The sequence below is a fragment of the Hansschlegelia beijingensis genome (assembly GCF_045505405.1).
Taxonomy (GTDB): domain Bacteria; phylum Pseudomonadota; class Alphaproteobacteria; order Rhizobiales; family Methylopilaceae; genus Methylopila; species Methylopila beijingensis_A.
Window position 1 is genome coordinate 1 of sequence record NZ_JBJKEX010000251.1, and the last position, 4,493, is coordinate 4,493.

5 protein-coding genes are annotated in these 4,493 nt (G+C 70.3%); 1 reads left to right on the forward strand and 4 read right to left on the reverse strand.

Annotated elements, in window-relative coordinates:
- The coding region (locus tag ACIKT0_RS13565) for a thiamine pyrophosphate-dependent enzyme (RefSeq protein ID WP_407105854.1) at nt 1-1,043 on the forward strand (1,043 nt) is incomplete at its 5' end.
- A 3-nt stretch (nt 1,044-1,046) separates the two neighbouring features.
- On the opposite strand, the gene ACIKT0_RS13570 is transcribed toward ACIKT0_RS13565, so the two are convergent.
- From ACIKT0_RS13570 to ACIKT0_RS13585, 4 genes are all read right to left on the reverse strand, one after another.
- Nucleotides 1,047-1,808: a pyrimidine 5'-nucleotidase gene (locus tag ACIKT0_RS13570; protein ID WP_407105856.1), complete on the reverse strand. Its 762-nt coding sequence runs from the start codon at nt 1,806-1,808 to the stop codon at nt 1,047-1,049.
- A gap of 104 nt (nt 1,809-1,912) precedes the next feature.
- Nucleotides 1,913-2,233 (reverse strand): hypothetical protein, encoded by a 321-nt coding sequence (locus ACIKT0_RS13575; protein ID WP_407105857.1) that lies wholly within the window; start codon nt 2,231-2,233, stop codon nt 1,913-1,915.
- A 7-nt stretch (nt 2,234-2,240) separates the two neighbouring features.
- Nucleotides 2,241-3,137 carry an acetylglutamate kinase gene (gene argB / locus ACIKT0_RS13580; RefSeq protein WP_407105859.1) on the reverse strand — a complete coding sequence of 299 codons (897 nt, stop codon included), beginning with the start codon at nt 3,135-3,137 and terminating at the stop codon, nt 2,241-2,243.
- Between the two features lie 73 nt (nt 3,138-3,210).
- Nucleotides 3,211-4,320 carry a putative bifunctional diguanylate cyclase/phosphodiesterase gene (locus ACIKT0_RS13585; protein WP_407105861.1) on the reverse strand — a complete coding sequence of 370 codons (1,110 nt, stop codon included), beginning with the start codon at nt 4,318-4,320 and terminating at the stop codon, nt 3,211-3,213.
- Between the last annotated feature and the right edge of the window lie 173 nt (nt 4,321-4,493).

Here is a 4,493-nt window from a genome sequence, read left to right on the forward strand (position 1 = left end):
CGCGCTGGTCGGCGGCCGCGGTCGCGAGCCTCGCGCGGTTCGCCGAGCGCTTCTGCCTGCCGGCGGCGGTCACGTTCCGGCGGCAGATGCTGTTCACGGCCGATCACCCGTGCTTCGCCGGAGACCTCGGCATCGCGCCGAATCCGAAGCTCGTCGCGCAGGTGCGAGAGGCGGATCTCGTGCTGCTGATCGGCGGCCGGCTCGGCGAGGTTCCGAGCCAGTCCTACGACCTGCTGGGCGCTCCCTCCCCGCGGCAGACGCTGGTCCATGTCCACCCCGACCCCGAGGAGCTCGGGCGGGTCTACCAGCCGGCGCTCGCCATCAACGCCTCGCCGATCGCGTTCGCGGCGGCCCTCGAAGCGCTCCAGCCGCCGCAGAGCCTGCCCTGGTCGCAGCTGACGACGGCCGCCCATGACGCGTACCTCGAGTGGTCCGGCGTCGTTCCGGAACATCCCGGCCCGGTCCAGATGGCGGAGGTGGTCGCGGCCCTGAACGCCCTGCCGTGCGACGCGGTCGTGACCAACGGCGCCGGCAATTACGCCGGCTGGTTGCATCGTTTCCGGCGCTTCAACGGCTATGGAACGCAGGCCGCCCCGGCCTCGGGCTCGATGGGTTACGGCCTGCCGGCCGCGATCGCCGCCAAGCGGCTCTTTCCCGAGCGCGAGGTCGTGGCTGTCGCGGGCGACGGCTGCTTCATGATGACCTGCCAGGAGCTTGCGACCGCCGTCCAGCACGGCCTCGCGCTCACCGTCGTGGTCATAGACAACGGCCAGTACGGCACGATCCGGATGCATCAGGAGCGGGAGTTCCCCGGCCGCCCCTTCGCCACCGGGCTACACAGTCCGGACTTCGCGGCGCTGGCGCGAGCATGCGGCGCCGCGGGGTTCACGGTCGCGGAGCGCGGCGCGTTCAACGACGCCTTCGCCGAGGCGCGCGCCTGCTCCGGGCCGGCGCTGGTGCATGTCCGGCTGGATCCGGATGCGCTGTCTCCGACCGCGACGCTCGAGAGCGTGCGGAGCGCGGCCAGGGCGGCCGGGCGCTGAGGCCTACTCCGAGGCCACGATCGCGAGCGCGGTGAGGAAGCCCGGGAGATCGTCGGTCATGTGATCGACATGCGGCGCCGGGGACGCGTCGTCGGAGGATGTGAGACGCTCCAGACCTTCGGGCTCGCCGCCCCTGGGCGTGACCAGCACCGTCCGCATCCCGAGCGTGTGCGGGACCACCAGGTTCGTCGACAGGTCCTCGAACATCGCGGCCCTGTGCGGAACGACGCCGTGCAGCTTCAGGAAGGCGTCGTAGGCCGCATGCTCGGGCTTCGGCACGAAGCCCGCGGCGGCGATGTCGAAGACGTCCTCGAACAGGTCCGCGACGCCGAGCCGGGCGATGACGCTCTCGGCGTGCCGTCTCGAGCCGTTGGTGAGAACGAAACGCCGTCCCGGCAGCCGCGCGATCCCGGCCGCAAGCTCCGGGGCCGGCACGAGCACCGAATGATCGATGTCATGCACGAAGGCGAGGAAGTCGGCGGGGTCCAGCCCCTCCTCGGCCATCAGGCCGCGCAGCGTGGTGCCGTGCTTGCGGTAGTAGTGCTTCTGCAGCGCGCGCGCCGACAGGCCGTCGATGTCGTAGTGATGCGCGATATAGGCGGTGATCTTCGCGTCGATCTGATCGAACAGCCGCGACGAGGCCGGATAGAGCGTGTTGTCGAGGTCGAAGACCCACGTCTCGACATGGTCGAAGCCCTTCGCCTCGGCCTGGAGCGCGTGCTCCTTCAGAGCGGCGAAGGAATCCGGATCGGGAATGCGGTTCATGAATGGCTGGCGTCTTTCAGCGATGTCCGTCCCCACAGTCTGGGCGCGCTGTATGACGAACATGTTGTCGTGACGCAGCGGCTTTTCCAGGGCCGCGCAGCGGCTCAGCGGAGCGCGAGATCCGCATACCCGACCGCGACCGCGAGCGCGTAGCTCACCGGCGAGGGCGCGCCGGTCAGGACCAGCAGCACCAGAGAAAGCGCGATCCAGAGACCCGCCACGATCCTCGGCCCCTGCTGGAAGTAAACCACCGCGACCAGCAGGTGCACGACCGCGAGCAGGTTCTGCGGCACGCCGGACCAGAGCGAGGGCAGCAGAAAGAGCGCGAGGCCGACGCCCGCCATCGCGGTCGCGAACTCGGCGACCGAGCGACGCCGGGGTTGGGCGTCCGGAGCGCTGGGTCGCTTGAAGGGAACGACCGACACGGGCGGATCAGCGCGTGACGAGCGTGCCGGCGCCGCCCGGCGTCAGCAGCTCGATCAGCACCGCGTGAGGCTGCTTGCCGTCGAGAATGACCACGCCCTCGACGCCGCGCTCGACCGCATAGATGCAGGTCTCGACCTTCGGGATCATGCCGCCCGAGATGGTGCCGTCGGCGATCAGCCGGCGCGCCTCCTCGACCGAGAGCTCGTGGATCAAGTTCTTGTCCCGGTCGAGCACCCCAGGCACATCCGTCAGCATCAGCAGGCGCTTGGCTTTCACCGCGCCGGCGATCGCGCCCGCGAAGGTGTCCGCGTTGACGTTGTAGGTCTGGGGGCCGTCCACCGCCGTCGCCACCGGAGCGACGACCGGGATGAAGTCGGAGGCGATCACCCAGTCGAGCACCGCGCGATCCACGCGCTCCGGCTCGCCCACGAAGCCGAGATCCACCACCTCCTCCTGGCCGGTGGTCGGATTGATGATCGTGCGGCTCACCTTGCGGGCCGCGACCATGCCGCCGTCCTTGCCCGAGAGACCGATGGCGCGGCCGCCTTCAGCGTTGATCGACGCCACGATCTGCTTGTTGATCGAGCCGGCGAGGATCATTTCGACGATGTCGACCGTGTCCCTGTCGGTCACCCGCAGGCCGGCCTTGAACTCGCTCTTGATGCCGAGCCGGTCCAGCATGCCGCCGATCTGAGGCCCGCCGCCGTGGACGACGACCGGGTTGATGCCGACCTCCTTGAGGATCGCCACGTCCTGCGCGAACCAGCGCGCCGCCTTGGCGTCGCCCATCGCGTTGCCGCCATACTTCACCACGACGGTCGCCGCGTCGTAGCGCTGCATGTAGGGCAGCGCCTCGACGAGGATGCGCGCGGTGTCGTGCGGATCTGGGACGCTGGCGGTCATCGGCTTCGCTCGGGCTAGGTGGCCGGCGGCGTTCTAGACGCTTCGGCGCGACGCCTCAATGAGGCCTCGCGTTTCAGCTGGCCATCAGGGCGCCGACGCCCCAGTGCGGAACGCCGGAGGGGCCGGGCGCCGCGCGATCCGCGAGAGCGCGAAGCTCCGCGACCAGGCGGTTCGCGTACCAGGCCTCGAAGGCGTCCGCGGCCATCGGCCGGCCAAACAGGTAGCCCTGCGCATAGGTGCAGCCGTGGCTTACGACGAAGTCCAGCTGTTCTTCGGTCTCCACGCCCTCCGCGACGGTCTCGACCCCAAGATTGTCCGCCATGCCGATGACGGTGCCCACCACAACTCGGGCGGCCGGCGCGTTCAGCGCGTCGAGCACGAAGGCGCGGTCGATCTTCAGCACGTCGAACGGCAGCTGGGTGAGCGTCGCGAGGTTGGAGTAGCCGGTCCCGAAATCGTCGATCGCGATCCGCACCCCGGCGGCCTTGAGCGGCGCGAGTTCGCGGGCGGCGTGCTCAGGATCGCCCATCGCGGCGCTCTCGGTGATCTCAAGCTCGATGCGGGACGGGTCGGCCCCGGCCGCGCGGATGATCTCGAGCGCGCTTTCGCCGAAGCGGGGGTTGCGGAACTGCAGGGTCGAGACGTTGACCGCCACCCGGAGCGGCATGCCGCGGGCGGTCCAGCCGGCGCAGACCCGGCTCGCCTCGGCGAGCACGAACCGTCCCAACTGCTCGACCAGGCCGCATTCCTCGGCGAGCGTGACGAACTCCATCGGGGGCACCAGGCCCCGGATCGGATGCCGCCACCGCACGAGCGCTTCGGCCCCGAAGACGACCCCCGGCTTCAGCGCGATCTGCGGCTGGAAGTGCACCTCGAGTTCGTTCTGGTCGAGCGCGCGGCGCAGGTCCTCCTCGAGCCTCAACCGGCCATAGGCGAGCTGGTTCAGGCCGGCGTCAGCGGCCCGCACGCTCTGCGGGCCGGCCGATCGCGCCGCCGACAGCGCCGCGGAGGCGCTGCGCAGCAGGCCATCGGCTTCATCCCCATCGTCGGGGCCGATCGCGATCCCGATCGCGAGGCTCAGCGTGACGAAATGCTCGCCGACCGGCATCGGCGCCTCGAACGCCTCGACGGCGCGTCGCGCGAGCTGCTCGGCGGCTTCGCCGTCGGCCCCGAGCGCCAGCATGGCGAACCCCGAGTCCGAAATGCGGGCGAGAAACACGGAGTCCGCGCCGGACTGGGCGGAAAGCCGGCAGCCCGGCACCGTCCTGCGGGAGGCCGGCTTTCCTGCCTCGTGCTCGGCACCAACGACCTCGCCAAGGACACCTGGGCGCAGATCGTGAAAGGCCGGGCGCCGAT